Genomic DNA, 1,467 nt, shown 5'->3' with positions numbered 1-1,467 from the left:
GGGGTGCACACGCTGCGCCAGGCACTGCCGGCAAGCGGCGGTGGCCAGCCAGGCGGTGCTCAGGTGCAGCAGCGCGGTCACCAGTCCCATTGGTGCGTCGTGGCCGCGCAGCGAGGCCAGTGGATCCAGGGCCGGCAGTGCCGCCAGTCCGCAGCCCACCGCCAGTGACAGGGCCAGGAACAGCAGCAGCGCACTGCGGCGGGAAACGGAAGATGACATGGGCGGAAAGCAGGCCGGCTGGTCAACCGGCGCGAAATGGCAGGCGCGAAGTGTCGGCCTGTACGCAAGCTGCGCGCCATCGCTCCGTTGGGGGATGGCGACCGGGCACCACCCTCCTTGGATGGTCGCCGCCTGGCTGGCGGCAGGCGCCCGGTCAGGCGTCCAGGTCCTGCAGCAGCCCGAGCGTGGGCGCGGGCGCCATGTTCAGCAGCGTGGCAATGTCGCGCACGTCGTCCGGCACGGCCGGGTTGTCCCAGCCGCGGCTGGTGTGGCGCGCCAGGCGGATCGCCAGCAGCACGTTGCGCACCTGCGAAGCCTCCTCGTGCCGGTCGTCGGTGATGTTGACCAGCAGCTCGGGCAGGTGCCAGGCCAGCATCAGTGCATGCTGCAGTTCGGTCAGCGTGACGCCAAGCACCTGGCGTTGCACCGTGGCGCTGCGCAGCGTCGGGTCCGCCTGCTGGCGCTGCTGCATCTCCAGCGCCAGCGTGGGCGCATGCAGCCACAACAGCATGTCGGCGAAGTCGTGCAGCAGCGCGGCTTCATGGATCACGCCGGCGTCGTGGTCCTGGCGGTGCACTGCAAACGCCAGCGCGAAGCGGGCGGCGCGCTCGGCACGGCTGATCACGGCCCTCAGTCCGTCCAGCGCTTCTGGCTGGCTGGCCAGGTGTTGCTCCACCGTGGGCTGTGGTCCGAAACCGGCAAAAAACGGGGTGATGCCCATCAGCACCACGGCTTCGCAAATGGTTTCGGCATCGGTGGTACGGCGCTGCCGATGCAACTCGGCCGTGCGGGCCAGCACCTTCAGCGTCATCAGCGGGTCGACGCCCACCGCTTCGGCCACCATGCGGGCGTCGACCTCGTCCTCCATCGGTCGCAGCTCTTCCAGTGCGGCCGCGGTGCGCGCCAGCACCGGCAGCTCGGCGTGCTGGAACAGGCGCACCCAGCCCGCCAGGTCATGCGGGTGACCGGTGGTGGGCAGGGGGGCTGAGGGCATCTGGGACATGGCAAACGACGGGGCGGGCAGCAAGGGGCTTCCCCTTGACTATCGGCATGTCGTGTGCTCGGCTGAAGCGAGGCCCGCCGACGCCAGGGGTTTTTCCTGACGCCGGCAGGGCCGTTCAGATGCGGCTCACATCGATGCGACCGACGAACTCGCCGTTCACGTACAACGCACCTTCGGGTGCTCCGGCGTCGCTGTGCACGGCGTGGAACTCGATGGTCGGCAATTCACAGGCAGGTCCGACCGGG

2 protein-coding genes are annotated in these 1,467 nt (G+C 69.6%); both read right to left on the bottom strand.

Annotated features, from left to right (window positions below; translation table 11 throughout):
* Positions 1–219 (bottom strand): hypothetical protein (locus FKP22_RS30225; protein WP_141291905.1); only part of this gene is annotated, 219 nt, incomplete at its 3' end.
* Positions 220–373: 154 nt separating this feature from the next.
* Positions 374–1,222 (bottom strand): HDOD domain-containing protein, encoded by an 849-nt coding sequence (locus tag FKP22_RS30220; RefSeq protein ID WP_141291904.1) that lies wholly within the window; start codon positions 1,220–1,222, stop codon positions 374–376.
* Positions 1,223–1,467 lie beyond the last annotated feature (245 nt).

Source organism: Ideonella azotifigens, from assembly GCF_006519715.1.
GTDB lineage: Bacteria > Pseudomonadota > Gammaproteobacteria > Burkholderiales > Burkholderiaceae_C > Ideonella > Ideonella azotifigens.
This window is presented reverse-complemented; position numbering and strand designations above follow the sequence as displayed.

Bases quoted from the DNA above. Each gene is read 5' to 3' on its own strand.
- FKP22_RS30220 (WP_141291904.1), bottom strand. From the start codon at position 1,222: ATGTCCCAGATGCCCTCAGCCCCCCTGCCCACCACCGGTCACCCGCAT.